The sequence below is a fragment of the Curtobacterium sp. SL109 genome (assembly GCF_026672405.1).
Taxonomy (GTDB): domain Bacteria; phylum Actinomycetota; class Actinomycetes; order Actinomycetales; family Microbacteriaceae; genus Curtobacterium.
Genome location: NZ_JAPPRB010000002.1, coordinates 283,148 through 308,259, shown reverse-complemented (window position 1 = coordinate 308,259; position 25,112 = coordinate 283,148). Strand labels below are relative to the sequence as shown.

Annotated in this window: 30 protein-coding genes and 2 pseudogenes; all 32 read left to right on the top strand. The window is 68.4% G+C overall.

Annotated elements, in window-relative coordinates; translation table 11 throughout:
• Window positions 1-82 precede the first annotated feature (82 nt).
• The 32 genes and pseudogenes from OVA28_RS02810 to rplF all read left to right on the top strand — a co-directional run bounded on the left by OVA28_RS02810 (window position 83) and on the right by rplF (window position 25,112).
• Window positions 83-1,471: a type IV pilus modification PilV family protein gene (locus OVA28_RS02810; RefSeq protein ID WP_268095667.1), complete on the top strand. Its 1,389-nt coding sequence runs from the start codon at window positions 83-85 to the stop codon at window positions 1,469-1,471.
• Window positions 1,472-1,527: 56 nt separating this feature from the next.
• On the top strand, window positions 1,528-2,178 hold the full coding sequence (locus OVA28_RS02805; RefSeq protein WP_268095666.1) for a hypothetical protein: 651 nt from the start codon (window positions 1,528-1,530) through the stop codon (window positions 2,176-2,178).
• Complete coding sequence (locus OVA28_RS02800) at window positions 2,175-4,013, top strand: hypothetical protein (protein WP_268095665.1); 1,839 nt, start codon at window positions 2,175-2,177, stop codon at window positions 4,011-4,013. Before OVA28_RS02805 ends, OVA28_RS02800 begins: the two co-directional genes overlap by 4 nt.
• Entirely contained in the window at window positions 4,010-4,852 is an 843-nt protein-coding gene (locus OVA28_RS02795) for a prepilin peptidase (protein WP_442780757.1), read from the top strand. The genes OVA28_RS02800 and OVA28_RS02795 overlap by 4 nt, the downstream gene beginning before the upstream one ends.
• 41 nt (window positions 4,853-4,893) lie before the next feature.
• The gene (gene pilM / locus OVA28_RS02790; RefSeq protein ID WP_194659366.1) at window positions 4,894-5,946 is read left to right on the top strand and encodes a type IV pilus assembly protein PilM; all 1,053 of its coding nucleotides are present in this window, start codon (window positions 4,894-4,896) and stop codon (window positions 5,944-5,946) included.
• Window positions 5,943-6,722, top strand: a complete 780-nt coding sequence (locus OVA28_RS02785) for a hypothetical protein (RefSeq protein WP_268095664.1) — start codon at window positions 5,943-5,945, stop codon at window positions 6,720-6,722. The genes pilM and OVA28_RS02785 overlap by 4 nt, the downstream gene beginning before the upstream one ends.
• A gap of 3 nt (window positions 6,723-6,725) precedes the next feature.
• On the top strand, window positions 6,726-7,448 hold the full coding sequence (locus tag OVA28_RS02780; RefSeq protein WP_268095663.1) for a hypothetical protein: 723 nt from the start codon (window positions 6,726-6,728) through the stop codon (window positions 7,446-7,448).
• 189 nt (window positions 7,449-7,637) lie between these two features.
• Window positions 7,638-8,252, top strand: coding sequence for a CBU_0592 family membrane protein (locus OVA28_RS02775; protein WP_268095662.1), 615 nt, complete (start codon window positions 7,638-7,640; stop codon window positions 8,250-8,252).
• A 23-nt stretch (window positions 8,253-8,275) separates the two neighbouring features.
• A complete protein-coding gene (locus OVA28_RS02770; RefSeq protein ID WP_194659362.1) occupies window positions 8,276-8,698 on the top strand; it encodes a DUF6121 family protein in 423 nt (140 codons plus the stop codon).
• A 63-nt stretch (window positions 8,699-8,761) separates the two neighbouring features.
• On the top strand, window positions 8,762-9,940 hold the full coding sequence (locus tag OVA28_RS02765) for a hypothetical protein (RefSeq protein ID WP_268095660.1): 1,179 nt from the start codon (window positions 8,762-8,764) through the stop codon (window positions 9,938-9,940).
• A gap of 383 nt (window positions 9,941-10,323) precedes the next feature.
• The gene (gene rpsL, locus OVA28_RS02760) at window positions 10,324-10,692 is read left to right on the top strand and encodes a 30S ribosomal protein S12 (RefSeq protein ID WP_058728453.1); all 369 of its coding nucleotides are present in this window, start codon (window positions 10,324-10,326) and stop codon (window positions 10,690-10,692) included.
• Between the two features lie 4 nt (window positions 10,693-10,696).
• Window positions 10,697-11,168, top strand: a pseudogene (gene rpsG / locus OVA28_RS02755) (30S ribosomal protein S7).
• An 87-nt stretch (window positions 11,169-11,255) separates the two neighbouring features.
• Window positions 11,256-13,374, top strand: a pseudogene (fusA, locus tag OVA28_RS02750) (elongation factor G).
• Between the two features lie 157 nt (window positions 13,375-13,531).
• Entirely contained in the window at window positions 13,532-14,719 is a 1,188-nt protein-coding gene (gene tuf, locus OVA28_RS02745) for an elongation factor Tu (RefSeq protein ID WP_071276770.1), read from the top strand.
• A 130-nt stretch (window positions 14,720-14,849) separates the two neighbouring features.
• Window positions 14,850-15,827 carry a DNA topoisomerase IB gene (locus OVA28_RS02740; protein WP_194659360.1) on the top strand — a complete coding sequence of 326 codons (978 nt, stop codon included), beginning with the start codon at window positions 14,850-14,852 and terminating at the stop codon, window positions 15,825-15,827.
• 282 nt (window positions 15,828-16,109) lie between these two features.
• Window positions 16,110-16,745, top strand: a complete 636-nt coding sequence (locus OVA28_RS02735; RefSeq protein ID WP_194659359.1) for a DarT ssDNA thymidine ADP-ribosyltransferase family protein — start codon at window positions 16,110-16,112, stop codon at window positions 16,743-16,745.
• 577 nt (window positions 16,746-17,322) lie between these two features.
• Window positions 17,323-17,631: a 30S ribosomal protein S10 gene (gene rpsJ, locus OVA28_RS02730; RefSeq protein WP_017885534.1), complete on the top strand. Its 309-nt coding sequence runs from the start codon at window positions 17,323-17,325 to the stop codon at window positions 17,629-17,631.
• 13 nt (window positions 17,632-17,644) lie between these two features.
• Entirely contained in the window at window positions 17,645-18,301 is a 657-nt protein-coding gene (rplC, locus tag OVA28_RS02725; RefSeq protein WP_194626390.1) for a 50S ribosomal protein L3, read from the top strand.
• A gap of 2 nt (window positions 18,302-18,303) precedes the next feature.
• Entirely contained in the window at window positions 18,304-18,951 is a 648-nt protein-coding gene (rplD, locus tag OVA28_RS02720; protein WP_194659358.1) for a 50S ribosomal protein L4, read from the top strand.
• On the top strand, window positions 18,948-19,247 hold the full coding sequence (gene rplW / locus OVA28_RS02715) for a 50S ribosomal protein L23 (protein ID WP_056121415.1): 300 nt from the start codon (window positions 18,948-18,950) through the stop codon (window positions 19,245-19,247). Before rplD ends, rplW begins: the two co-directional genes overlap by 4 nt.
• A gap of 18 nt (window positions 19,248-19,265) precedes the next feature.
• Window positions 19,266-20,105, top strand: a complete 840-nt coding sequence (rplB, locus tag OVA28_RS02710; RefSeq protein WP_071276763.1) for a 50S ribosomal protein L2 — start codon at window positions 19,266-19,268, stop codon at window positions 20,103-20,105.
• Between the two features lie 11 nt (window positions 20,106-20,116).
• Window positions 20,117-20,398, top strand: coding sequence for a 30S ribosomal protein S19 (gene rpsS, locus OVA28_RS02705; RefSeq protein ID WP_071276761.1), 282 nt, complete (start codon window positions 20,117-20,119; stop codon window positions 20,396-20,398).
• A 25-nt stretch (window positions 20,399-20,423) separates the two neighbouring features.
• A complete protein-coding gene (gene rplV / locus OVA28_RS02700) occupies window positions 20,424-20,819 on the top strand; it encodes a 50S ribosomal protein L22 (RefSeq protein WP_071276759.1) in 396 nt (131 codons plus the stop codon).
• A complete protein-coding gene (gene rpsC / locus OVA28_RS02695; protein WP_056121423.1) occupies window positions 20,819-21,634 on the top strand; it encodes a 30S ribosomal protein S3 in 816 nt (271 codons plus the stop codon). Before rplV ends, rpsC begins: the two co-directional genes overlap by 1 nt.
• 2 nt (window positions 21,635-21,636) lie before the next feature.
• Window positions 21,637-22,056: a 50S ribosomal protein L16 gene (gene rplP, locus OVA28_RS02690; RefSeq protein WP_071276757.1), complete on the top strand. Its 420-nt coding sequence runs from the start codon at window positions 21,637-21,639 to the stop codon at window positions 22,054-22,056.
• On the top strand, window positions 22,056-22,376 hold the full coding sequence (gene rpmC / locus OVA28_RS02685; protein WP_071276756.1) for a 50S ribosomal protein L29: 321 nt from the start codon (window positions 22,056-22,058) through the stop codon (window positions 22,374-22,376). Before rplP ends, rpmC begins: the two co-directional genes overlap by 1 nt.
• Window positions 22,376-22,660, top strand: a complete 285-nt coding sequence (gene rpsQ / locus OVA28_RS02680) for a 30S ribosomal protein S17 (protein ID WP_071276754.1) — start codon at window positions 22,376-22,378, stop codon at window positions 22,658-22,660. The genes rpmC and rpsQ overlap by 1 nt, the downstream gene beginning before the upstream one ends.
• 35 nt (window positions 22,661-22,695) lie before the next feature.
• A complete protein-coding gene (gene rplN, locus OVA28_RS02675) occupies window positions 22,696-23,064 on the top strand; it encodes a 50S ribosomal protein L14 (RefSeq protein WP_017885523.1) in 369 nt (122 codons plus the stop codon).
• Window positions 23,065-23,067: 3 nt separating this feature from the next.
• Complete coding sequence (gene rplX / locus OVA28_RS02670; protein WP_194626384.1) at window positions 23,068-23,427, top strand: 50S ribosomal protein L24; 360 nt, start codon at window positions 23,068-23,070, stop codon at window positions 23,425-23,427.
• Entirely contained in the window at window positions 23,427-24,017 is a 591-nt protein-coding gene (gene rplE / locus OVA28_RS02665) for a 50S ribosomal protein L5 (RefSeq protein ID WP_194659357.1), read from the top strand. The genes rplX and rplE overlap by 1 nt, the downstream gene beginning before the upstream one ends.
• A gap of 153 nt (window positions 24,018-24,170) precedes the next feature.
• On the top strand, window positions 24,171-24,569 hold the full coding sequence (gene rpsH / locus OVA28_RS02660) for a 30S ribosomal protein S8 (protein WP_071276748.1): 399 nt from the start codon (window positions 24,171-24,173) through the stop codon (window positions 24,567-24,569).
• 6 nt (window positions 24,570-24,575) lie between these two features.
• On the top strand, window positions 24,576-25,112 hold the full coding sequence (rplF, locus tag OVA28_RS02655; protein ID WP_071276743.1) for a 50S ribosomal protein L6: 537 nt from the start codon (window positions 24,576-24,578) through the stop codon (window positions 25,110-25,112).

Sequence of the window (25,112 nt, the reverse complement as noted above, 5' to 3'; positions counted from 1 at the left end):
ACGGGGACGGGGGCGGGTCGAGCGATCGACCCGCCCCGTCCGCACACCAGCACCGCACGGGCACGACCGAGAGGAGCAGCGCGTGATCACCGCAGTCGCACGTCGTCTCCGGGCGGCACGGGAGTCCGACGAGGGCTTCTCGATCATCGAGGTCATGGTCGCGATGACGATCTTCGCGATCATCGCCGCCGGTGTCGCGATGGGCATCGCCTCGACGCTGTTCCTGACCCAGGACAACCGCTCCCGTGAAGCCGCGCTGAACCTCGCGAACCAGGCGCTCGACGCGGCGCGCAGCACCAAGGACGTGTTCACGCTCGACGACGACACGTCCCAGCAGGCGATCGGCGCCCAGAACTACACGATCAAGCGCACCACCAACTGGATCAACTCCGACGGCACCGACAACTCCTGCGGCGCCGGCAGCGGGGTGCTCGCCTACAAGCGCGTGGCCGTCACGGTGTCGTGGTCGAGCCACTCCTCGCCGAAGCAGAAGCGCGTCGTCATCGACTCGCTCATCGCCCCGTCCTCGGCGGTCTCGAGCGCGACCGCCTCGACCATCGTCGTCGGCGTGCAGACGGCGACCGGCGGCCCGAACCAGGGTGTCAACGTCGTGATCACCGCCCGCGCAGACGGCGCCAAGAGCCTCCCGGCCCAGCCGGCGGCGACCGATGCCAACGGCTGCAGCTACGCCCTCGGTGTCACGCCGGGCACGTACCGGATCACGATCACGAAGGCCGGCAACATCGACCCCGACGGGGCGCCGGCACCGTACTTCGACGTGACGACCACCACCGGCGGTGTCGGCAACAAGACCTTCACGTACGACCAGGGCATCAACGTCACGGTCGGAGCGCCGCTGAACGCGAACGGCAAGGCGGTGAAGCTCCCGACGTCCATGACGACGAGCTTCCAGAACGCCAGCGCGGTCAAGACGATCTCGACGACCTCCACGACGCTGTTCCCGTACGCCGACGGCTGGAACGTCGTCGCCGGGAGCTACACCTCAACCTGTACCGACGTCGACCCGACCGCGTGGAGCACGCCCACCGCGAGCAAGCTCGTCGTGTCGCCGTTCGTCTTCACCGACTCGAACACATCGCTCGGGACACCGGGCTTCAACCCGACGAGCGCGACCGCGGCCACTGCCCGAGCGCCGATGGGCATCGTCGACGTGAAGCTGAGCGGCCTGGACACGGTGCTGGTCGCGACGGTCAAGAACACGAGTCCGGCAGCGGGGGACCCCGGGTGCTCCCCGGCGACGACGTACTCGTTCACCGGGCTGAACAGCGTGACGCCGACCACCATCGCGTTGCCGTACGGCTCGTGGACGCTCCGGGGCAGCACCGCGCTCGGCGGACTGCTCAGCTCGAACAGCCAGACCGTGGGCGCGACCCCGGGCGTCCTGAACGTCAACACCTCCGTGAACGGCAACGTCGTCACGCTCGACCCGAGGACGGTGCCGACACCGTGACGACACGACTGCAGCGCCTCCTGGCTCGTGCCCGGGGCGAGGATCGCGGCCTCACGTTGTCCGAGCTCATCATCGCGATGTCGCTCTCCGTCCTGATCCTGACGGTGGCGGGGTCGTTCCTGGTCTCCTCGCAGAAGGCGGCAAAGGTCGCGAGTTCCGTCAGCGCCAACACCCGTGTCGCCGCGAGCGTGATGAACGAGGTGGGCCGCAACCTGCGGGCGGCGACGGACAACCCGGTGCCCACCGGCGACGACTCGCAGTTCGCATTCCAGTACGCGAGCGCCACCTCGGTCCGGTTCTTCGCCTACGTCAACCTCGACTCCAGCCTGTCGAAGGCGGTCGAGGTCCAGCTGACCCTGGACACGACCCGCAAGGTGATCACCGAGACCAAGTGGTACGGCACGGCGGTCGCCGGGAACTCCTCGTACTACTCGTTCCCCCTGGCGACCGGGTCGCTGCTGTCCGCGGCACCGAGCTCGACCCGCACCCTGGCGACGTCGGTGACGAGCACGTCCCTCTTCGCGTTCTCGGACGCAGCTGACACCCCCCTCGGTTCGTTGGCGGCGCCGGTCGCGGCCGTCGACCTGCCGGACATCCGAGCGGTCGACGTCAGCGTCACCATCGGCGCGAACGCGACGGACCCGAACGCCGTGTCCCTGACCAACACGGCCAGCATGCCGAACATCGTGATGGGAGCCTCCTCGTGATCCGTCTCCTCCGGGCGATCCGCGCGCGCGACGACGAGCGTGGCGTCGCGTTGGCCGTGGTCGTCCTCATCGGCATGGTCGTGATGCTCCTCGTCGCGACGATGGTCGCCGTCGCGACGAGCGGTGCGCGCGTCACCTCCACCGACACGGCGTGGAACCGTGCGATCGCCGCGGCCTACGCGGGTGTCGCCGACTACCAGTCACGCCTCAACGCCGACAACACGTACGGCACCTACGGCCAGGCGAACGCACCGTTCAGTGTTGCCAGCGGCACCAGCAGCTTCCCGAAGGGCACCGGCGGGAACCCGGCGTTCAACTACCAGTCGGGCACCGCGTGGGTGACCGTGCCCACGGCGGACGGTTCGGCGAGCGACGCGTCCTTCCGGTACGCGGTGGACAACAGCAAGCTCTCGTCCCAGGGCGTCATCCGCCTGCAGTCGACGGGCCGCGCCGGGAACACGACCAGGACCGTGGTCGCGAACGTGCGTCCGGACGGCTTCTCCAACTACCTCTACTTCACCAACTACGAGTCCGGGGACCCGACCGTCACGAACGAGAAGGGCACGTTCACCGCGCCCTGCACGAGTGCGTACCGCCCCGCGGCGACGAGCACGACCTGCGACCAGATCCAGTTCGGGCAGAACGACACGCTCGAGGGGCCGGTGCGGTCGAACGACCAGATCAAGGCCTGCGGCGCGACGTTCAAGAGCACCTTCCAGAGCGTCTACGGCTGGACGAGTGCGAACTGTGGGACCGCCGCCGCGAAGTTCGCCTCGAACCCGACGACCGTCTCGACGCTCACGCCGCCGTCGACGATCGGGGACCTGCGCGACTCGATGCGGTCCGACCTGCCGGCGACCACGGACACCGTCGAGGGCACCGGGTGCCTGTACACCGGCCCGACGAAGATCACCTTCAACGGCAACGGCACCATGACGGTCCTGTCCCCGTTGACGATCCGGAGCAACGTGACCGGAGCGACGGCGACACCTGGTGCGGTGATCACCGGAGCGCCGTCGCAGCCGGACAAGTGCGGCCGACTCGCCGACCTCCGGAGCGGGTCCGGGGCAACGGTCCCGATCCCGAAGAACAACATGGTCTTCGTGCAGAACGAACCAGCGGCGCGGGCCGCCGGGACGACCCAGGACCCGAACTACTGGAAGGGCAACGCCGAGACGAAGACCCTCCCGACGGCGTGCGACACCGCGGGGACGGCCAGTCAGTGGACCAGCTCGAAGGCGAACGGGGTCGGGTACCCGTACGTCGGGAACTCCTCGACGACGTCCGAGGCCGACCCGACGGCCGGAGCCGGTGCCAACGTCGTCACGCCGTACGGCTGCGACCGCGGTGACGCCTTCGTCCAGGGGACCGTCGACAAGGCCGTGACCGTCGCCGCGGAGAACTACCTCTACGTCACCGGGGACGTCAAGTACCCGTCCACCCGGACTCCCTCCACGGTGCTGGGGCTCATCGGCCAGCGCGCGGTCTGGGTGTGGAACCCGGTGAACTCGGCCGGCAACCCGATCCTGCCCGCCAACCGCGAGGTGAACGCGGCGATCCTGTCGAACCTCGGCACCTTCGTCGTCCAGAACTGGACGAGGGGCTCGACGGCCGGGCGCGGGACGCTGACGGTCAGCGGCTCGATCGCCCAGAACTTCCGCGGTGCGGTCGGTCTCGCCAGCGGTCAGGGCTTCGACAAGAACTACCGGTTCGACTCCAGCCTGGCGACGTACACGCCGCCGAAGTTCCCGCAGCCGACGGTGACCACGTACCGCGTCGCCAGCCAGGTGGAGTCGAAGACGGCGTACGACGTGAACGGAGCGCCGGTCCCGTGACCGCGTCGCTGATGCCCCTCGCGGCGATGGTCCTCGGTCTCGGTGGTGTGCTGGGCCTGGCGATCGGCTCGTTCCTCAACGTCGTCGTGCACCGGGTCCCCGCTGGGCTGTCGGTCGTCGCCCCCGCGTCGTCCTGCCCGAAGTGCGGCAGCAGCATCCGCCGGGTGGACAACGTGCCCGTGCTCTCCTGGCTGCTCCTCCGCGGTCGCTGCCGAGACTGCGCGGCGCCGATCTCCGTCCGGTACCCCCTCGTGGAGCTCGGGACCGCCGCCTTCTTCGTGGTGGTCGCCCTGCGGTTCCTGCCGGACGGCGCTGTCGACGGTGCGACGTCGGCAGGACAGACCGTGCTCCTGCTCGCGCTCCTCTACCTGGCAGCCGTCAGCGTCGCGCTCACCCTGATCGACCTCGAGACGCAGCGGCTGCCGAACGCGATCGTGCTCCCGATGTACCCGGTCCTGGGCGTCCTGCTGGCTGGTGCGAGCGTGCTGACGGGTGACTGGGCAGCACTGGTCCGGGGCGTCGGGGGGCTCGCCGTGCTCGGTGGTGTCTACCTGTTGCTGGCCATCGCGGTCCCGCGCGGGATGGGCATGGGCGACGTGAAGCTCGCCGGCACACTCGGGCTGGTCCTCGCGTACCTCGGATGGGGCCCCCTCGCAGTGGGTGCTTTCGGAGCCTTCCTCCTCGGCGGTACCTTCGGCATCGTCCTCATGCTCGTGCGTCGCACCGGCCGGGGGGTCGGTATCCCGTTCGGCCCCTGGATGCTCCTGGGTGCGTGGATCGGGGCCTTCGCCGGCGAACCCGTCTGGCACGCCTACCTCGCACTCCTCGGTCTGGCCTGACGGCCGACCCACGTTCAGCACGGACCCGGAAGGAACACGACATGGCGAAGAACATCGTCGGCATCGACATCGGCGCGGACGTCATCCGCGCGGTCGAGGTCGCCGACGTCGACAAGCCGCAGCCGACGATCCTCCGGTTCGCCGAGATCGCGGCCCCTGACGAGTCGACCAAGCACGGCGAGGTGCTCCAGGCGAACACCGTCGCGGGCGCACTCCGGTCGCTGTGGGCCCTCGGCAAGTTCAGGAGCAAGGACGTCGTCCTCGGCATGGGCAACCAGCGGGTGCTCTCGCGCGACCTGACCGTGCCCAAGGCCCCCATCGCGCAGATCCGGGAGTCGCTGCCGTTCCAGGTGCAGGACATGCTGCCGGTCCCGGTCGGCGAGGCGATCCTCGACTTCTACCCGACGTCCGAGGGCACCGGCGAGAGCGGTCCAGTCGTACACGGACTCCTCGTCGCCGCGATCAAGGACGCGGTCCTCGCGAACGTCAACGCGGTGCAGCTCGCCGGGCTCAACCCCGTCGCCGTCGACCTGATCCCGTTCGCGCTGACGCGGGTTCTGGCCCCCAGGGTCGCCGGTGCGGGAACCGTCGCGATCGTCGACTGCGGCGCGACCACCACCTCCGTCGTCATCGCGACGGACGGCATCCCCAAGTTCGTCCGGATCATCCCGACCGGGGGAGCGGACGTGACGAAGTCGATCGCCGCCCGCCTGGAGATCGGCGTGCCCGAGGCCGAGGCGGTCAAGCGGCACTTCGGCCTGTCCGGTGTGACCCGCACCACGGACGACGTCCGGGCCGTCGCCGTGACCCGGGAGGCGGTCGGAGAGCTCATGCAGAGCATCCGCAACACCGTCAACTACTTCGCGAACACCCGCCCGGAGGAGCCGGTCCGCGGGATCCTGCTGGTCGGCGGTGGGGCCGCGCTCCCCGGGCTCCGCGAGGGCCTCGGCGAGTCCTCGGGTCTCCCGGTCGCCCTCGGTGACCCGTTCATCTCCGCTCGCGCCGGCCGCGGCATCGGGCCGGACGTCCTCCGCGAGCGCGGCGGGTCCATCGCCGTCGCGTGGAGCCTCGCAGTCGGGAGCCGAGCAGCATGACCGAGATCATCGACGCACCGCCGACCGACGGCGGGAAGCCAGCGCGCTGGGGCCGTGCCAGCAGAGGGACGGCCGGCGCCGTCGCCCAGATCGACGCGGGGTCGAGCCGACGCCGAGGTCGACAGCAGATCGTGATCGGCGCCGCTCCCCGTGCGGACCTGCTCCCGAGCGAAGTGCATGTCCACCGTCGTCAGCGCGCGACGGTCCGTCGGGCATGGGCCGGTGTCGTGGTCGTCGCGCTCGCGGTCGGACTCGGCGCAGCCGGTGCCGGCATGACGAAGAGCGCCGCGGACACCCAGCTCGCCGCCGCGCAGAACGAGACGGTGAGCCTGCTCCAGCAGCAGCGCCAGTTCAGCGACGTCCGGTCGACGGAGAGCGCCACAGGTCTGCTCGAGGCGGCCCAGCAGGTCGGCGGTTCGACTGAGATCGACTGGTCCCCCGTGCTCGGATCGGTGCAGTCGAAGCTGCCCGCCGGTGTCCGGATCAGCGGTGTGACGGTGGACTCGGCCTCGGCGACCACGGCCTACGCGCAGTCGGTCGACCCCCTGCAGGGCCAGCGCGTCGCGACGCTGACGATCGACGCCAAGACCACCGCCCTGCCCTCCGTGCCGACGTGGCTCGACGCGGTCGCGACCGTGACCGGCTTCGTGGACGCGACGGCCAACTCGGTGACCCGCGACGACGCCTCTGGCGAGTACACGGTGAACCTCACGATCCACCTCGACGAGAAGGCGTTCGACGGCCGGTTCGTCGCGGACTCCGAGAAGAAGGACTGACCGATGTCACGCAACCGTCTCAGTCTGCTGCTCGCCGTCGTCGCCATGGCGGTGGTCGCCGTCGGCGGCTTCTTCCTCGCCGTCCAACCGCAGCTCGCCCAGGCGTCAGCGGCGCAGACGCAGACGGAGAACGTCGAGACGACGAACCACGCGAGCCGGGCCGAACTGGCGCGCCTGCGTGAGCAGGCAGCCAAGCTGCCCGCGATGCGTCAGGAGCTCGAGCAGCTGTCGGCCTCCGTCCCGGACGGTGCCGACCTGTCCTCCTTCATCGCCGACCTCGACGGGATCGCCTCCGCGTCCGGGATGGAGGTGTCCTCGTACACGACGAGCGACGCCGTCGCGTACGCACCGGTCGTCCCCGCGGCAGCGCCGTCCTCGGCACCGAGCGCGTCACCGTCAGCGTCCGCGGCTCCCGCTGCGACCGTGCCGTCCGCGCCGGCTGCGCCGGCCGTCGTGACCAACGGTGCGATCACCGGGCAGAACTTCTCGGTCATCCCGGTGACCGTCGCGGTCGACGGGACCTTCGAACAGGCCCGCGCCTTCCTCGCCGGAGTCCAGCACGGCAAGCGGTTGTTCCTCGTCACGAGCATCGCCTCGGCCGAGAAGAGCGGCGAAGACGGCGCGGCGTCGGACCAGTCGACCTGGACGTTCGGCGGCTCCATCTACGTCCTCGCCACAGCCGACGCAGCGAAGCAGACCCAGACCGCCGCCCCCGCCAACGGCTGACCCCGCCCCTCCACAGGACGCCCTCCAACTGGGGCCCTCCACACCACGCCGGAGCCCCTTCCGCGACGGTCGTCGTTCTGCTTACGATGATCTGGTCGCCGTGTCCTCGGCGCATCCCACCCTCTCGGACGGCCGGCACGAATCGGCCGTTCCCCGTCGTGCCCGGAGTCGCGCGTGTTGTCTGGAATCGTGGAGTTCCTCGGATGGTTCGGAGCCATCACCGTCCTGTCGGGCTACATCCTGTTCTCGACGGGCAAGCTCCCGAACGGGCCGGTCTACCAGCTGTTCAACCTGGTCGGCGGTGTCGCCGTGGCCGTCAACGTCGCCGCGCACCACGCCGTGCCGTCGACCATCGTCAACGGCATCTGGGCGATCGTGGCCGTCGTCGTCCTGGTGCGGATGGGGCGGGCGCGACGCGCTGCCCGCCGGTCCGGGCTGCAGCCCCACCGCGAGCTGACGACGGAACCACCGGCCACCACGGCGGTGCTGCCCGTGATCGGGCCGGCCGTCCGTGACCACGAGTCGGGCGTGACCGCCGACGAGCAGGTGCCCCAGAGCCTCCAGACCGGGACCGGGACCGGAACCGGGACCGCGACCGCGACAGCGACCGGGACCGGGACCGCGACAGCGACAGCGGCAGCGACGCCGGCCGCGACCACCCCTGCGCGACCGGCCGCCCCGATGACCGAGAGCATCCCCGTCATCACCGCGACCATCGCCCTCGCCCTGGTGAGTGCTGCGCAGCAGCAGCAGCAGGAGCCTGCGCAGGACGGACTCGCCCGCACCGAGCCGCACACCACCTGAGCGCCCGACGCTACGATCGCTGCATGTCCCGATGGCTCGTGGCGACGATGACGTCCGTCCTGTTCGTCGCCCTCGTGATCGCCGTGACGGGTTTCGAGTCCCTGCTCGCGAACGTCGAGGTGATCGCCCAGTCCGACGCGACCCCGTACCTCGGCCCGGCCATGGTCGTCGGGGGAGCGGTCGTCGTCCTGTTCGCGACCGCGCTCGGCATCCGTGACGGCAACCCGGGTGTCACCGGACTCGTCGCGGCCGCCACCGCCTACCTGGTCATGCTCGGCATCGGGGCGGTCGGCTACGCGCTCATCCGCCAGGACGTCACGCAGCTCCTGGTGTTCCCCGCCGGGTACGCCCTCGGCCCGTTCGTCGTGAGCTCGGTCGTCGTCGCGCTCCTCTGCGTGGTCGGTGGGATCGCCCTCGCGCGGCACCAGGCCAAGCAGTCGCAGTGACGTCGGTCGCCGGTAGGCTCGATGCTGCCGGAGGACCGAACCGGCAGTGACGACGGGGGATCCATGACCGACCAGCCGACCGCGCCCGGCCAGCCCGGCCCCGCCCAGCCCGACCCCGCCTGGGCCGCCGTCCCCCGGGTCGCCGACATCAGCGGCACGCGCGACGCCCCGCTCGCAGCGGTCGCCCCTGGCGACCAGAACGCCCACGCCCCCCGCCGTCGCCGTCTGCGCCGCGGCCAGCTCGTCGGCATCATCGCCGGGTCCACCGCCGTCGTGCTGCTCGCGGTCGCCGGCCTCGTCGGCTACTCGGTCGGCAGCACCTCCCACGCACCGGAGCGCCAGGTCGAGGCCTTCCTCGACGACCTCAGCGCCGGCCACGTCGACGACGCGCTCGCGGACGCCGGCATCCGCCCCACGAAGTCCGACGTGCTGCTCACCGATGCGGCGTACGCCACGGCATCGGGCCGCGTGACCGGGTACCGCATCGCGGGCGTCGAGCGCAGCGGCGACACCGCGACAGTGGGCGTCTACCTGACGCAGTCCGGCCGCCGGGTCCCCGCGACGTTCACCCTCGAGCAGGTCGGCACCGACTGGGGCGTCTTCCCGCGCTGGGAGCTCCGCGCCCCGACCCTCGGCGCGGTCGACCTGGTCGTCAAGGGGCCGCCGCGGACGGCAGTCGAGGTCGCCGGCCAGCGGACCCGCACGGACTCCTCCGGCGCGGTCACGCTGCAGGCGCTCCCGGGCACCTACGACGTCGCCGTGGACGGCGGCAAGTGGTTCTCCGCGAAGTCCACCACGGCCCGGGTCCTCGGGTTCGGCGTCACGGGCTCGAGCCCGGTCTCGATGACCGCGTCCCTCACGGCAGCCGGCACCCAGGCCGCCACCGCGGCGGTCGACGCCTGGGTGGACGGCTGCATCGCCTCGACCGAGACGGCGCCGAGCGGCTGCAGCTTCTACGCCTACGGCGAGAACCCGGCGAACACCTACACGAACCAGAAGTGGACGCTCGACACCCGCCCCACCGTGCAGGTCGACGGGTGGCTGACCAAGGGGTGGATGGTCACGACGTCGTCCTTCGGCTCGGCGACGTTCACCGCGGCCTTCACCGGCCCGGCCGGCACCGGCACCGCGACGGCCGGCCCGATCAACGTCAACGCGAGCGGCTACGTCACCGGCTTCTCGGACACCGGCGCGACCTTCGTCTCCGCCATCGGCAACGGCTCCTCCGACACCGGTTCCTGACGCTGGCCCGCCTGCCCGACACCTCGGGTCACACCCGGCCGGGAGGCCGTGGTCACCACCCCGGCAGCCCACGGCTCGACGAGCGGGTCGGCCTTGGGGAGCGCCCCGCGCCCAGCGGGAGCGACCGGCGGTCGCGCTGTTCGCCGACGGCCGACACCACGGGCCTCCAGGGCGACGCGCCCGGATTGATTTCACCCGGTGACGCAGGTAGTCTCATCTGGGTGTGCGCCCTCGGGCGCGCCCTGAAAGTCCGGCTGGTCCTCGACCACGACCGGGCAGTCCGCCCCCGGACCACGATCTGCCACTTCGGCGGTCGTCTGCGTGGGCGAGGATGCCGACGGACCGCGTCGGCCAGAGAACACGAGCGAGAACCAGGAGAACAGTTGCCTACTATTCAGCAGCTGGTTCGCAAGGGTCGTACGCCCAAGGTCGTCAAGACCAAGGCGCCAGCACTCAAGGCGAACCCCCAGCAGCGTGGTGTGTGCACCCGCGTCTACACCACCACCCCCAAGAAGCCCAACTCGGCACTGCGCAAGGTCGCTCGTGTGAAGCTCTCGAACGGCACCGAGGTCACGGCCTACATCCCGGGTGAGGGCCACAACCTGCAGGAGCACTCGATGGTGCTCGTCCGCGGCGGTCGTGTGAAGGACCTCCCCGGCGTGCGCTACAAGATCATCCGTGGCGCCCTCGACACGCAGGCCGTCAAGAACCGTAAGCAGGCGCGTAGCCGCTACGGCGCGAAGAAGGGTTAGTCCGATGCCTCGTAAGGGTCCAGCCCCCAAGCGCCCCGTCGTCGCAGACCCCGTCTACGGCGCACCGATCGTCAGCCAGGCTCGTCAACAAGATCCTCCTCGACGGCAAGAAGGGCCTCGCCGAGCGCATCGTCTACGACGCGCTCGAAGGTGTCTCGTCGAAGAACGGCCAGGACGCCGTCGTCACGCTGAAGAAGGCGCTCGACAACGTCCGACCGACCCTCGAGGTCCGCAGCCGCCGCGTCGGTGGCTCGACCTACCAGGTCCCGGTCGAGGTCAAGCCGCACCGTGCGAACACGCTGGCGCTCCGCTGGCTGACCTCGTACGCCAAGGCCCGTCGCGAGAAGACGATGACCGAGCGTCTCATGAACGAGATCCTCGACGCCTCCAACGGCCTCGGTGCCGCTGTCAAGCGTCGCGAGGACACCCACAAGATGGCCGAGTCGAACAAGGCCTTCGCGCACTACCGCTGGTAGTCACCGGCATCGTCAGGGTGCCGGTGGTCAAGAACCCCGGCGCCCTGACGGACGCCATCTCTCCTACAACTCTCCCGGAGGAACCCTGTGGCACAGGACGTGCTCACCGACCTGAACAAGGTCCGCAACATCGGCATCATGGCGCACATCGACGCCGGCAAGACCACGACCACCGAGCGCATCCTGTTCTACACGGGCATCACGCACAAGATCGGTGAAGTCCACGACGGCGCAGCCACGATGGACTGGATGGCGCAGGAGCAGGAACGCGGCATCACGATCACGTCGGCCGCGACGACCTGCTTCTGGGACAACAACCAGATCAACATCATCGACACCCCCGGTCACGTCGACTTCACGGTCGAGGTGGAGCGCTCGCTCCGCGTCCTCGACGGTGCCGTCGCCGTGTTCGACGGGAAAGAGGGCGTCGAGCCCCAGTCGGAGACCGTCTGGCGTCAGGCGGACAAGTACAACGTCCCGCGCATCTGCTTCGTCAACAAGATGGACAAGCTCGGCGCGGACTTCTACTTCACCGTCGACACGATCGTGAACCGCCTCGGCGCGGAGCCCCTCGTGCTGCAGCTCCCGATCGGTGCAGAGTCGTCCTTCGAGGGCGTCGTCGACCTGGTCGAGATGCGTGCACTCACCTGGCGCGGCGACGCGAAGGGTGACGTCCAGATGGGCGCCAAGTACGAGATCGAGGAGATCCCCGCGGACCTCGCCGACCGTGCTGCGGAGTACCGCGAGAAGCTCATCGAGCGCGTGGCCGAGGCCAACGACGAGCTCATGGAGCGCTACCTCGAGGGTGACACGGACTTCTCCGTCGCCGAGATCAAGTCCGCGATCCGTACCCTCACGGTCAACAGCGAGATCTACCCGGTCCTCTGCGGTTCCGCGTTCAAGAACCGTGGTGTCCAGCCGATGCTCGACGCGGTCATCGACTACCTGCCGTCGCCGCTCGACGTCCCGCCGATGATCGGTCACGACGTCAAGGACGAAGAGAAGGAGATCATCCGCAAGCCGGAGGCCTCCGAGCCCTTCTCCGCGCTGGCCTTCAAGGTCGCCGTGCACCCGTTCTTCGGTCGTCTGACCTACGTCCGCGTGTACTCCGGCCACATCGAGTCCGGTGCACAGGTCATCAACTCGACCAAGGGCAAGAAGGAGCGCATCGGCAAGATCTTCCAGATGCACTCCAACAAGGAGAACCCGGTCGACAACGTCACCGCCGGTCACATCTACGCGGTCATCGGCCTCAAGGACACGACCACGGGCGACACGCTCTGCGACCCGCAGGACCAGGTCGTCCTCGAGTCGATGACGTTCCCGGAGCCGGTCATCGAGGTCGCGATCGAGCCGAAGACCAAGGCTGACCAGGAGAAGCTCTCCACGGCCATCCAGAAGCTCGCCGAAGAGGACCCGACGTTCCGCGTCGAGCTCAACGCCGAGACCGGTCAGACCACGATCAAGGGCATGGGCGAGCTCCACCTCGACATCCTGGTCGACCGCATGAAGCGTGAGTTCCACGTCGAGGCCAACGTCGGCAAGCCGCAGGTGGCCTACCGCGAGACCCTCACGAAGGTCGTCGAGCGCTACGACTACACCCACAAGAAGCAGACCGGTGGCTCCGGTCAGTTCGCGAAGGTGCAGATCGCGCTCGAGCCCATGGAGGTCACCTCCGAGAAGGTCTACGAGTTCGTGAACGCCGTCACCGGTGGTCGCATCCCGCGCGAGTACATCCCGTCGGTGGACGCCGGCATCCAGGACGCCATGCAGGTCGGCATCCTCGCCGGGTACCCGACGGTCGGTGTGAAGGCCATCCTCAAGGACGGCGCGGCGCACGACGTCGACTCGTCCGAGATGGCGTTCAAGATCGCCGGCTCGATCGCGTACAAGGAAGCGGCTCGCAAGGCCGGTCCCGTGATCCTCGAGCCGATCATGGCCGTCGAGGTCCGTACGCCCGAGGAGTACATGGGCGACGTCATCGGTGACCTGAGCTCCCGTCGTGGCAACATCGCCGCGATGGAGGACGCCTCGGGCGTCAAGGTGGTCCGCGCGAGCGTGCCGCTGTCCGAGATGTTCGGCTACGTCGGGGACCTTCGTTCGAAAGACCTCCGGTCGTGCCGTCTACTCGATGACCTTCGAGACCTACAACCAGGTCCCGTCGAACGTCGCCGAGGAGATCGTCGCGAAGGCCAAGGGAGAGTAACGCTCTCTCGAGCGTGTTCTCCACAGGCGGGGGCGCCCGGCGACGGGCCCCTCGCCACCAAGTAAAGTACAGACACACACACCGCGGACCAACGGAGCAGCACCCCGACAGGGATGCCTCCGGGGGTGTCGCATCCGAGTCCTGAGGAGGACCCACAGTGGCCAAGGCCAAGTTCGAGCGCACCAAGCCGCACGTCAACATCGGAACCATCGGTCACGTCGACCACGGCAAGACGACGCTCACGGCGGCGATCACCAAGGTTCTGCACGACCAGTACCCGGACCTCAACGAGGCCCGTGACTTCGCACAGATCGACAACGCTCCCGAAGAGCGCCAGCGCGGCATCACGATCAACATCTCGCACGTCGAGTACCAGACGGAGAAGCGCCACTACGCGCACGTCGACGCTCCTGGTCACGCTGACTACGTGAAGAACATGATCACCGGTGCGGCCCAGATGGACGGCGCGATCCTCGTGGTCGCCGCCACCGACGGTCCCATGCCCCAGACGCGTGAGCACGTGCTGCTCGCTCGCCAGGTCGGCGTGCCCTACATCGTCGTCGCGCTGAACAAGTCCGACATGGTGGACGACGAGGAGATCCTGGAGCTCGTCGAGCTCGAGGTCCGTGAGCTCCTCGGCTCGCAGGAGTTCGACGAGGACGCCCCCGTCGTGCAGGTGTCGGCGCTCAAGGCGCTCGACGGCGACGAGAAGTGGGTCAAGTCCGTCCAGGACCTGATGGCCGCTGTCGACGAGAGCGTGCCGGACCCCATCCGCGCCACCGACCAGCCCTTCCTGATGCCGATCGAGGACGTCTTCACGATCACCGGTCGTGGCACCGTCGTCACCGGTCGCGTCGAGCGTGGCGAGCTGGACCTCAACTCCGAGGTCGAGATCGTCGGCATCAAGGCGACCCAGAAGACCACGGTCACGGGCATCGAGATGTTCCGCAAGCTGCTGGACAAGGCAGTCGCCGGTGACAACACCGGTCTGCTCATCCGTGGCCTCAAGCGCGAGGACGTCGAGCGCGGCCAGGTCGTCGTGAAGCCGGGTTCGGTCACGCCGCACACCGAGTTCAAGGCGAACGCGTACATCCTGAACAAGGAAGAGGGCGGCCGTCACAACCCGTTCTACGCGAACTACCGCCCGCAGTTCTACTTCCGCACCACGGACGTCACCGGCGTCATCACGCTGCCCGAGGGCACCGAGATGGTCATGCCCGGCGACACCGTCTCGATGACGGTCGAGCTGATCCAGCCGATCGCCATGGAGGAGGGCCTCCGTTTCGCCATCCGTGAGGGTGGCCGCACGGTGGGTGCCGGTACGGTCGAGACGATCATCAAGTAACTCTCGTTCCCAACGTCAGCGGGGTCGGGCCTTCGGGCTCGGCCCCGCTTTCGTCATGTCCGGGGGCCACCGACGCGCAATGCGACGTTTCCTGCTGCCCCGAGCAGGCGCGACGTGTTTGCTCGGTCGAGTGACACGTCTCCGCAGATCCAAGACCAACGGTCGTGGCTACCACCGGGTCCGCAGCGGACAGGGGTACTCGTACCGCGACCCCGACGGCAACACCGTCACCGACCCCGAGGTGCGCCAGCGTCTCGAGGAGTTCGTCATCCCGCCGGCGTGGGACGACGTCTGGATCTCGCCGTACGAGAACGGGCACATCATCGCCACCGGTTTCGACGCTGCCGGCCGGCGCCAGTACATGTACCACCCGTCCTGGCGCGACCGGATGGACAAGATCAAGTACGACCGAGCGCTCGCCCTCGCCGAGTCCCTGCCGGCTGCACGTCGCCAGGTGACGCAGGACCTCCGTCGACCGGAGCCGGACCAGCGTCGGTCCCTCGCAGCGGCGTTCCGGATGCTCGACCAGGGGTCCCTGCGGGTCGGGTCCGAGCGGTACGCGACCGAACACGGCAGCCGGGGCCTGTCGACGCTGCTCTGCGCGCACGCCAAGGTCTCCGGCGACGACATCGAGTTGTCCTTCCCCGGCAAGAGCCACCAGGAGTGGTCGTCCTCGATCCACGACGCCGACCTGGCACGGGTGATCGCTGGCATGAAGCGACGCGGTGCGAACGCGCGCCTGCTGTCGTACCGCGTGGCCCGTGGCGCGGAGTGGGAGCCGCTGTCGGCCGAGGACATCAACGCGTACGTCAAGGAGCGGGCGGGCGACGAGTTCACCGCGAAGGACTTCCGGACGCTCCACGGCACCGTGGCCGCTGCCGTCGACCTGGCGAAGACCGGCCCGCAGACCGGTGTCGGGAAGCGGAAGAGTGCCGTGTCGCACGCGGTGAAGGCCGCGAGCGAGGTCCTCGGCAACACCCCGACGGTGGCACGGGCGAGCTACATCGACCCCCGACTGCTCGACGCGTACGACCACGGCGAGACGATCGACCCGGCGCGACTGCACGCCGCAGAGTCCGAGGTCCGTGCGCTGCTGTACCGGCAATGAGCGGATCGGTCCCGTTCCGGGGCTGGATGACGTACCGTAGAACCTTGTGCCGTTCCACCCCCACGCGGCACGGAAGGACCCACACCAGTCGTGACAGACGAGTGCATCCACGGATTCCCCACTGAACTCTGCGACATCTGCGCCCCGCGCCAGCGTGACGTGCCGGAAGTCCCCAAGGCCCCAGCTCCGCGGCGAACCCGCGTGAGCACCTCCCTGCGTTCCACCCCTGGCGGATCGCCAGCCCGGGCGAAGGCGACCGCACTGCGGACCGCGGAGCCCGCGATGCCCGCAGCACGGGTGTTCGGCACGCTGCGCGCACACCACGTCACCCACATCGACAACTTCGACGGGATCGTCGCCGACCAGGCCATCGTCGCGGCCGACCAGGTGACGCCGTCCTACGACATCAGCAGCCCGGAGCTCCGTGAGTCCCGCGCCGCCGCCACCGCTCCCGACGGCTCCAGCGTCGCCGGCCACGTGCCGTTCTCGCTGTCACCGGACGGTGCACGCTGGGACGAGGTGCGTCGCGGCGCCCTCGACGAGTCCCGGTGGTCGGAGGCCGCCAGGAACGCCCGTGGCATCGACTACGTCGTGCTCGTGGTCCCCACCGCGGCGTTCGGCGACTCGGTGATCCTCGCCGACACGGACGCCGACGCCGAGGACGCACGGTTCGCGGTCGGGCCCGAGGCAGCGGCGAACCTGCTCCGCCGCACGGACCTCACCGACCCGGACATGACCGGACTCGAGGTCCTCGCGGGCCCGAGCGTGCCCTTCTCTGCCGTCGCGGTCATCGGCGTGCCGAACGACCGCGCACGGCACGCGGTGAAGGACATCCTGTCCGAGCACGGTGGCCACGCTCCCCGCGTCGCCGTCTTCCCGCCGTGGTTCGTCCCACCCGTGGTCCCCGACGAGGACTAGGCAGCCAGGACCGGGGCGACCCGGGCCACGCTGCACCGCCGAACGGACACGGCCCCGCGCACCGCGCGGGGCCGTGTCCGTTCGGTCGTGCAAGGAGGTCGTCGCTGCCCCTCGGGACCGCGCCGGCGAGGCGGACGCACGCCGAGCCTCCAGGCCGACGGATCCGCGGCAGGACGGGGGAGGCGACCCGACCGGACGGCGCGACACGCCCGGGTTGCACCGATGGCGGGGACATGCGAGACTTGTCCGGTTCCGAAATTCCGCGGGCGTTCGCGCCCGCCGGATCACTGCTCTGGCAGTGCACAACCCCCCTGTTCAGCAGGGCTGGGTTGGGCCGCAGGCAGCAGAACAGCTCGACTCCCACCACCATGCCGGTCCGCCGGCGTGCGGGAGACGACACGTCCACGCGGGCCGGTGTGAGCACCAGCAGCACGTCCGCCCGCGCGGTTGACAGGAGAACAGCGGTCATCCCCCGTGGATGCGCCCGGTGATTCACGTAAACAGCCAGGTCCGCACAGGGCGGAACCCGGCGGTGTCAGGCGGCCTGAGGGTGCGCGGCGCAGAGAGGACAGAAGACATGGCGGGACAGAAGATCCGCATCCGGCTCAAGTCGTACGACCACGAGGTCATCGACACGTCGGCTCGGAAGATCGTCGACACGGTGACCCGTGCCGGTGCAACTGTGGTCGGCCCCGTGCCGCTCCCCACCGAGAAGAACGTGATCGCAGTGATCCGCTCTCCTCACAAGTACAAGGACTCGCGCGAGCACTTCGAGAAGCGCACGCACAAGCGGGTCATCGACATCGTCGACCCGACGCCGAAGGCCGTCGACTCGCTCATGCGTCTCGACCTGCCGGCCGACGTCAACATCGAGATCAAGCTGTAAGGGGGCTGCACTGATGGCGAACTCAACCAAGACCGTCAAGGGCCTCCTCGGCAAGAAGCTCGGGATGACCCAGGTGTGGGACGAGAACAACAAGTTCATCCCCGTCACCGTGATCGAGGTCGGCCCGAACGTGGTCACCCAGATCCGCAACGTCGAGCGCGACGGCTACGAGGCGATCCAGATCGCCGCGGGCCAGATCGACCCCCGCAAGGTGAACAAGCCGGCCGCTGGCCACTTCGAGGCCGCCGGGGTCACCCCGCGCCGCACCCTCACCGAGATCCGCACCTCTGACGCGGGCGAGTACACGCTGGGCCAGGAGCTCACCGTGGACGCCACGTTCGAGGCCGGCGCGAAGGTCGACGTCGTCGGCACGAGCAAGGGCAAGGGCTTCGCGGGTGTCATGAAGCGCCACGGCTTCCACGGCGTCTCCGCCTCGCACGGTTCGCACCGCAACCACCGCAAGCCCGGCTCGATCGGTGCTTCCTCGACCCCGTCGCGTGTCTTCAAGGGCATGCGCATGGCCGGTCGCATGGGTGGCGAGCGTGTCACCGTCCTCAACCTCACGGTGCACGCCGTCGACGCCGAGAAGGGTCTGCTGCTCGTCAAGGGCGCCGTCCCCGGTGCTCGTGGCCGCTCCGTCTTCATCCGCACCGCCGTGAAGGGTAAGTGATCATGGCCACCACGATCGACATCCTCGACGCCTCGGGTGCCGTCTCCGGCACCGTCGAGCTCCCCGAAGCTCTCTTCGACGTCGAGACCAACGTCCCGCTGATCCACCAGGTCGTGACCGCGCAGCGCGCCGCGTCGCGTCAGGGCACGCACAAGACCAAGAACCGCGGCGAAGTCCGCGGTGCCGGTCGCAAGCCGTTCAAGCAGAAGGGCACCGGCCGCGCCCGTCAGGGTTCCGTCCGTGCTCCTGAGCACACCGGTGGTGGCGTCGTCCACGGACCGACCCCCCGCGACTACTCGCAGCGCACCCCGAAGAAGATGATCGCCGCAGCCCTGCTCGGCTCGCTCTCGGACCGTGCCCGCGGCGGACGCATCTCCGCAGTGGAGGGCTTCGTCTCGGCTGAACTGCCGTCGACCAAGACCGCCCGCTCGCTCCTCGAGAAGGTCGCGCCCGTCAAGCACGTGCTCGTCGTGCTCGAGTCGGATGACGAGCTCACGCTCAAGAGCATCCGCAACCTGCCGAACGTCCACGCGCTCTCGTACGGCCAGCTGAACGCCTACGACGTCCTCGTGTCGGACGCCATCGTCTTCAGCAAGAGCGCCCTCGACGCCTTCATCGCGTCGAAGACCGCGAAGGAGATCACCGCATGAGCGGCTTCAACAAGGACCCGCGCGACATCATCATCTCGCCGGTCGTGTCGGAGAAGAGCTACGGCCTCATCGACCAGGGCAAGTACACGTTCATCGTGGACCCCCGCGCGAACAAGACCGAGATCAAGCTCGCGATCGAGAAGATCTTCAACGTCAAGGTCGCCGGCATCAACACGCTGAACCGTCCGGGCAAGACCCGCCGCACCAAGTTCGGTCTGGGCAAGCGCAAGGACACCAAGCGTGCCATCGTGACGCTCAAGTCCGGTTCGATCGACATCTTCACGGCTGTCGGCTGAGGACCAGAGGGATAAATCATGGCTATTCGCAACTACAAGCCCACGACCCCCGGTCGTCGCGGCTCCTCGGTCTCCGACTTCGCTGAGATCACCCGCTCGACCCCGGAGAAGTCCCTCCTGCGTCCGCTGCCCAAGACCGGTGGCCGGAACAGCTCGGGGCGGATCACCACCCGCCACATCGGTGGTGGCCACAAGCGCCAGTACCGCGTGATCGACTTCCGTCGTCACGACAAGGACGGCGTGGACGCCAAGGTCGCGCACATCGAGTACGACCCGAACCGCACGGCGCGCATCGCGCTCCTGCACTTCGTGGACGGCACCAAGCGCTACATCCTCGCGCCGAACAAGCTCAAGCAGGGCGACGTCATCGAGCAGGGCGCCGGCGCCGACATCAAGCCCGGCAACAACCTGCCGCTGCGCAACATCCCCGTGGGTACGGTCATCCACGCGATCGAGCTCCGCCCCGGTGGCGGCGCCAAGCTCGCGCGTTCGGCCGGTGCCTCGGTGCGTCTCGTCGCCAAGGACGGCCCCTACGCGCAGCTCCGTCTGCCGTCGGGCGAGGTCCGCAACGTCGACGCCCGCTGCCGCGCCACGATCGGCGAGGTCGGCAACGCCGAGCAGTCGAACATCAACTGGGGCAAGGCCGGCCGCATGCGCTGGAAGGGCGTCCGCCCGACGGTGCGTGGTGTCGCGATGAACCCGGTCGACCACCCGCACGGTGGTGGTGAGGGCAAGACCTCCGGTGGACGTCACCCGGTCAGCCCCTGGGGCCAGTCCGAGGGTCGCACGCGCAAGGCCAACAAGCCGAGCGACAAGCTCATCGTCCGCCGCCGTAACGCCGGCAAGAAGCGCAAGTAGGAGTTCAGAAGATGCCACGCAGTCTGAAGAAGGGCCCCTTCGTCGACGAGCACCTGCTTCGCAAGGTCGTCACGCAGAACGAGGCCAGCACGAAGAACGTGATCCGTACGTGGTCGCGCCGCTCGATGATCGTCCCGAACATGCTCGGACACACCATCGCGGTGCACGACGGGCGCAAGCACATCCCGGTGTTCGTCACCGAATCCATGGTCGGCCACAAGCTCGGCGAGTTCGCGCCGACTCGTACCTTCCGCGGTCACGTGAAGGACGACAAGAAGGGCCGTCGCCGCTGACGCGGCGACGAAGAGGAGGAACGAAATGGTGGAGTCGATCGCACGCGTGCGACACATCCGCGTCACTGCTCAGAAGGCCCGTCGCGTCATCGAGCTGATCCGCGGCAAGCAGGCCCACGAGGCCCTCGCCATCCTGAAGTTCGCCCCCCAGGGCGCTTCGGAGCCCGTGTACAAGCTGGTCGCCTCGGCGATCGCCAACGCACGGGTCAAGGCGGACTCGACGAACAGCTTCCTGGACGAGCGCGACCTCTACGTGAGCCGCGTCTTCGTCGACGAAGGAACGACCCTCAAGCGGTTCCAGCCGCGTGCCCAGGGCCGTGCCTTCCGGATCAACAAGCGCACCAGCCACATCACGGTGGTCCTCGCGACCCCTGACGAGGCCGAGGCCGCTGCCGCGACGAGCAAGAAGGCGAGCAACTAATGGGCCAGAAGGTCAACCCGTACGGCTTCCGCCTCGGGATCACGACGGACCACGTCTCGCACTGGTTCACCGACAGCACGAAGGTCGGGCAGCGTTACGCCGACTACGTCGCCGAGGACATCAAGGTGCGTCAGTACCTGAAGAAGACCCTCGACCGTGCAGGCGTCGCCCGCATCGAGCTCGAGCGCACCCGTGACCGCGTCCGCGTGGACATCCACACGGCACGTCCGGGCATCGTCATCGGCCGCCGCGGCGCCGAGGCCGAGCGCATCCGCGGTGAGCTCGAGAAGCTCACCAAGAAGCAGATCCAGCTCAACATCCTCGAGGTCAAGAACCCCGAGACCGAGGCCCAGCTCGTCGCGCAGGGCATCGCGGAGCAGCTCAGCGCTCGTGTCGCGTTCCGTCGCGCCATGCGCAAGGGCCTCCAGGGTGCACAGCGCGCCGGTGCCAAGGGTGTCCGCATCCAGGTCGCCGGCCGTCTCGGCGGCGCCGAGATGTCGCGCTCGGAGTTCTACCGCGAGGGCCGCGTGCCCCTGCACACGCTCCGCGCCAACATCGACTACGGCTTCTACGAGGCCCGGACGACGTTCGGCCGCATCGGCGTGAAGGTCTGGATCTACAAGGGCGACATCACGAACAAGGAGCTCGCTCGCGAGCAGGCGAACCAGCGTTCGTCCCGCCCGGAGCGTCGCGGAGGCCCGCGTGGCGACCGCAACGACCGTGGCGACCGCGGTGACCGTCGTGGCGGCGACCGCGGCGGCCGTGAGCAGCAGGCCCCGCAGGACGCGCCGGCCGGCGCAGGAGTTGAGGCGTAACCATGCTTATCCCCCGTCGAGTCAAGCACCGCAAGCAGCACCACCCGAAGCGTTCGGGTCAGGCCACCGGTGGCACCAAGGTCTCCTTCGGTGACTACGGCATCCAGGCCCTGACCCCCGCCTACGTGACCAACCGTCAGATCGAGTCCGCTCGTATCGCGATGACGCGTCACATCAAGCGTGGCGGCAAGGTGTGGATCAACATCTACCCGGACCGTCCGCTCACCAAGAAGCCTGCTGAGACCCGCATGGGTTCCGGTAAGGGTTCGCCCGAGTGGTGGGTCGCCAACGTCAAGCCGGGTCGTGTGCTCTTCGAGCTCTCCGGCGTGAGCGACGAGGTCGCTCGCGAGGCACTGACCCGTGCAATTCACAAGCTGCCCCTCAAGGCACGCATCATCAAGCGCGAGGAGGGCGACGCATAATGGCGATCGGTTCCAAGGAGCTCCGTCCGACGGAGCTCGACACGTTCGAGAACGAGCGTCTCGCTGACGAGCTGAAGAAGGCCAAGGAGGAGCTGTTCAACCTCCGCTTCCAGTCGGCCACCGGCCAGCTGGAGAGCCACGGCCGTCTCCGTGCCGTCAAGCGCGACATCGCCCGGATCTACACCGTCCTCCGCGAGCGCGAGCTCGGCATCCGTGCCACTCCTGCGCCCGTCGAGACCGCAACCAAGGCCAAGAAGACGACCAAGAAGGCTGAGAAGCCCGCTGCGTCGACCGAGGCCGAGACCGCCGAGGAGAACTGATGGCGAACGAAGAGAAGGACTCCGCCGCCCTCACCCGCGGCTACCGCAAGACGCGCCGCGGTTACGTGACCAGCGACAAGATGGACAAGACCATCGTCGTCGAGGTCGAGGACCGCGTGAAGCACGCGCTCTACGGCAAGGTCATCCGCCGCACCTCCAAGGTGAAGGCACACGACGAGGCCGGCTCGGCCGGTGTCGGCGACCTCGTCGTGATCAGCGAGACCCGTCCCCTCAGCGCATCCAAGCGCTGGCGCCTGGTCGAGATCCTCGAGAAGGCCAAGTAGGCCTCGCGGCCCGCTTGCGGAAATAGGAGACAGCAGTGATTCAGCAGGAATCCCGCCTGAAGGTCGCCGACAACACGGGTGCCAAGGAGATCTTGACCATCCGCGTTCTCGGTGGCTCGGGTCGTCGCTACGCCGGACTCGGTGACGTCATCGTCGCCACGGTGAAGGACGCCATCCCCGGCGGCAACGTGAAGAAGGGTGACGTCGTGAAGGCGGTCATCGTTCGCACCAAGAAGGAGACCCGTCGTCAGGACGGCTCCTACATCAAGTTCGACGAGAACGCGGCAGTGATCCTCAAGGCCGACGGCGACCCGCGCGGAACGCGCATCTTCGGTCCGGTCGGTCGCGAACTTCGCGACAAGAAGTTCATGAAGATCATCTCGCTCGCGCCGGAGGTGCTGTAAGCCATGGCGAACATCAAGAAGGGTGACCTCGTGCAGGTCATCACGGGCGCCACGCAGGCGCGCGGCGGTGACCGCGGCAAGCAGGGCAAGGTCATCGAGGTCCTCAAGGACAAGAACCGGGTCGTCGTCGAGGGCGTGAACTTCGTCACGAAGCACGTCCGCGTCGGCCAGACGCAGCGCGGCTCCAAGACCGGTGGCATCGAGCAGCACGAAGCCTCGATCCACGTGTCGAACGTCGCGATCGTCGACCCCACCACGAAGAAGCCGACCCGCGTCGGCTTCCGCAACGAAGAGGTGGAGAAGGACGGCGTCAAGAAGACCGTCCGTGTCCGCTACTCCAAGAAGTCTGGTGAGAAGCTCTGATGACTGACACGACTGCCGCGACGGCTGACAACGTCCAGCCGCGCCTGAAGCAGAAGTACAAGGACGAGATCAAGGCGACGCTGACCGAGCAGTTCGGGTACGCGAACGTCAACCAGGTCCCCGGCCTGGTCAAGGTCGTCGTCAACACCGGTGTCGGCGAGGCAGCTCGCGACTCGAAGATCATGGACGGGGCCATCAAGGACCTGACCGCGATCACGGGTCAGAAGCCGCAGGTCACGATGGCCCGCAAGTCCATCGCCCAGTTCAAGCTGCGTGAGGGCCAGGCCATCGGCGCGCACGTCACCCTCCGTGGTGACCGCGCGTGGGAGTTCCTGGACCGCCTGGTCTCGCTGGCACTTCCCCGTATCCGCGACTTCCGTGGTCTCAGCGACCGCCAGTTCGACGGCAACGGCAACTACACGTTCGGTCTCTCGGAGCAGAGCATGTTCCACGAGATCGACCAGGACCGCATCGACCGTGTCCGCGGGTTCGACATCACCGTCGTGACCTCCGCGAAGACGGACGACGAGGGACGCGCCCTGCTCAAGCAGCTGGGCTTCCCGTTCCGCGCTGCCGAGCAGACGGTCTAAGCTACTCCGGGTGATGCGGGCCGGAGGATCAACGTCCTCCGGCCCGCACGCACGAACACACAGTCTCCGGGGAATCGCCCTGGAGTCACTCGATCGCTCAGGTCGGCATTCGTGGAACGGGTGTCGAAACCAGGCGAAGAACGGAATCACATCATGACGATGACCGATCCGGTCGCAGACATGCTGACCAGATTGCGGAACGCGAACTCGGCGCACCACGACGCCGTCTCGCTTCCGAGCTCCAAGCTGAAGACGACCATCGCTGACATCCTCAAGCGCGAGGGCTACATCAGCGAGTGGAAGGTGGAGGACGCCCGCGTGGGCAAGACCCTCACCATCGAGCTGAAGTACGGCCCCGAGCGCGAGCGCTCCATCGCCGGCATCAAGCGCGTCTCGAAGCCCGGCCTCCGGGTCTACGCGAAGTCGACGGAGATCCCCCAGGTCCTCGGTGGCCTCGGTGTGGCGATCCTGTCGACCTCCTCGGGCCTCCTGACCGACCGCGAAGCCGAGCAGAAGGGCGTGGGTGGGGAAGTCCTCGCCTACGTTTGGTGATCGAACATGTCTCGAATCGGACGTCTTCCCATTGACATCCCCGCAGGCGTGACCGTCTCCGTCGACGGTCAGAACGTCGCGGTCAAGGGCCCGAAGGGCGAGCTCGCGCTCGTCATCGCGGAGCCCATCCAGGCCAGCGTCGACGAGAACCAGGTCCTCGTCACGCGTCCGGACGACGAGCGCACGTCGCGCTCGCTGCACGGCCTGACCCGCACCCTGATCGCGAACCAGATCATCGGCGTCACCCAGGGCTACTCCAAGGGCCTCGAGGTCGTCGGTACCGGGTACCGCGTCGCTGCCAAGGGCTCGAACCTCGAGTTCGCCCTCGGCTACTCCCACTCGATCACCGTCGAGCCGCCGGCAGGCATCAGCTTCACGGTGGAGGGCAACAACAGGGTCACCGTCAACGGCATCGACAAGCAGGCCGTCGGCGAAGTGGCGGCCAACATCCGCAAGCTGCGGAAGCCGGAGCCCTACAAGGGCAAGGGTGTCCGTTACGCCGGCGAGAACGTGCGCCGCAAGGCCGGAAAGTCAGGTAAGTGA

Excerpts from the sequence above, each read along its gene's own strand:
- rpsS (WP_071276761.1), top strand. The coding sequence starts at position 20,117 with ATGCCACGCAGTCTGAAGAAGGGCCCCTTCGTCGACGAGCACCTGCTT.
- rplC (WP_194626390.1), top strand. The coding sequence starts at position 17,645 with ATGGCGAACTCAACCAAGACCGTCAAGGGCCTCCTCGGCAAGAAGCTC.
- rpsJ (WP_017885534.1), top strand. The coding sequence starts at position 17,323 with ATGGCGGGACAGAAGATCCGCATCCGGCTCAAGTCGTACGACCACGAG.
- rplW (WP_056121415.1), top strand. The coding sequence starts at position 18,948 with ATGAGCGGCTTCAACAAGGACCCGCGCGACATCATCATCTCGCCGGTC.
- rplX (WP_194626384.1), top strand. The coding sequence starts at position 23,068 with ATGGCGAACATCAAGAAGGGTGACCTCGTGCAGGTCATCACGGGCGCC.
- OVA28_RS02735 (WP_194659359.1), top strand. The coding sequence starts at position 16,110 with ATGCCCGCAGCACGGGTGTTCGGCACGCTGCGCGCACACCACGTCACC.
- rplP (WP_071276757.1), top strand. The coding sequence starts at position 21,637 with ATGCTTATCCCCCGTCGAGTCAAGCACCGCAAGCAGCACCACCCGAAG.
- rplD (WP_194659358.1), top strand. The coding sequence starts at position 18,304 with ATGGCCACCACGATCGACATCCTCGACGCCTCGGGTGCCGTCTCCGGC.
- OVA28_RS02765 (WP_268095660.1), top strand. The coding sequence starts at position 8,762 with ATGACCGACCAGCCGACCGCGCCCGGCCAGCCCGGCCCCGCCCAGCCC.
- rplF (WP_071276743.1), top strand. The coding sequence starts at position 24,576 with ATGTCTCGAATCGGACGTCTTCCCATTGACATCCCCGCAGGCGTGACC.
- pilM (WP_194659366.1), top strand. The coding sequence starts at position 4,894 with ATGGCGAAGAACATCGTCGGCATCGACATCGGCGCGGACGTCATCCGC.
- rpsC (WP_056121423.1), top strand. The coding sequence starts at position 20,819 with ATGGGCCAGAAGGTCAACCCGTACGGCTTCCGCCTCGGGATCACGACG.
- OVA28_RS02785 (WP_268095664.1), top strand. The coding sequence starts at position 5,943 with ATGACCGAGATCATCGACGCACCGCCGACCGACGGCGGGAAGCCAGCG.
- OVA28_RS02770 (WP_194659362.1), top strand. The coding sequence starts at position 8,276 with ATGTCCCGATGGCTCGTGGCGACGATGACGTCCGTCCTGTTCGTCGCC.
- OVA28_RS02780 (WP_268095663.1), top strand. The coding sequence starts at position 6,726 with ATGTCACGCAACCGTCTCAGTCTGCTGCTCGCCGTCGTCGCCATGGCG.
- rpsH (WP_071276748.1), top strand. The coding sequence starts at position 24,171 with ATGACGATGACCGATCCGGTCGCAGACATGCTGACCAGATTGCGGAAC.
- rpsQ (WP_071276754.1), top strand. The coding sequence starts at position 22,376 with ATGGCGAACGAAGAGAAGGACTCCGCCGCCCTCACCCGCGGCTACCGC.
- rplB (WP_071276763.1), top strand. The coding sequence starts at position 19,266 with ATGGCTATTCGCAACTACAAGCCCACGACCCCCGGTCGTCGCGGCTCC.
- rplV (WP_071276759.1), top strand. The coding sequence starts at position 20,424 with ATGGTGGAGTCGATCGCACGCGTGCGACACATCCGCGTCACTGCTCAG.
- rpmC (WP_071276756.1), top strand. The coding sequence starts at position 22,056 with ATGGCGATCGGTTCCAAGGAGCTCCGTCCGACGGAGCTCGACACGTTC.
- rplE (WP_194659357.1), top strand. The coding sequence starts at position 23,427 with ATGACTGACACGACTGCCGCGACGGCTGACAACGTCCAGCCGCGCCTG.